Origin of the sequence: Alteromonas antoniana (genome assembly GCF_019249295.1) — a bacterium.
GTDB classification, from domain to species: domain Bacteria; phylum Pseudomonadota; class Gammaproteobacteria; order Enterobacterales; family Alteromonadaceae; genus Alteromonas; species Alteromonas antoniana.
This window is the reverse complement of record NZ_JAESDH010000087.1, coordinates 1-610: the sequence shown is the minus strand read 5'-3', so window position 1 is coordinate 610 and position 610 is coordinate 1. Positions and strand designations below refer to the sequence as shown.

The 610-nt window shown below is 39.8% G+C and carries 1 protein-coding gene; it reads right to left on the bottom strand.

Features of this window, described 5'->3' with window-relative positions; translation table 11 throughout:
• Positions 1 to 33: 33 nt before the first annotated feature.
• Positions 34 to 462, bottom strand: a complete 429-nt coding sequence (locus JKP77_RS22180) for a hypothetical protein (RefSeq protein WP_218313347.1) — start codon at positions 460 to 462, stop codon at positions 34 to 36.
• Between the last annotated feature and the right edge of the window lie 148 nt (positions 463 to 610).

Genomic DNA, 610 nt, shown 5'->3' with positions numbered 1-610 from the left:
ATAGAGTACCACCAACAGGCAGTTGATCTCTTCTCACCGTTTAACCATGAGTGGTGCACTTATTATCTGAAATCGGGATGGATTGAGATTATGAAAATAGCTTAGTAAAACGATATAGCCAATTAAACCAGCTGGCTCGGCAATTTTTATTATTTGCCAGTCTTTAACTGTCTTTCCATTAAAGACTAAATCCTCGTTTTCCCTAACAGCTAATTCTTCATAAACGGAGTTGGCAAAGCGGTGTAATAAAGTTTCAAGTGTACTTCTGCATTCACTCATCTGGAAGTATTTATCATCCTCAATGAAGACCGGCGCTAGTTCATTACTGAGCTCCTTTACAAAAATGCATTCATCAGCGGCAAAACAACCTTGTAAGCCATTAAGTAAGGATTTTAATGACTCTTCTGGGTTGTTAAGGTTACTTTCAGATGAAATCCTAGAGAGTGTCGTAAGCAAGTTCACAATTGTTGACCGTTCATATGGACAGATTTCAGAGGTCCCAGACATTTAGGACGTTATGTACCATCTTATTGGAGGGGTTCTACCCCGTTTTCACGGACGGTTTGATAAAGACGTAAACTTGTTGTCCTGATTCGCTAGTCTACGTCGC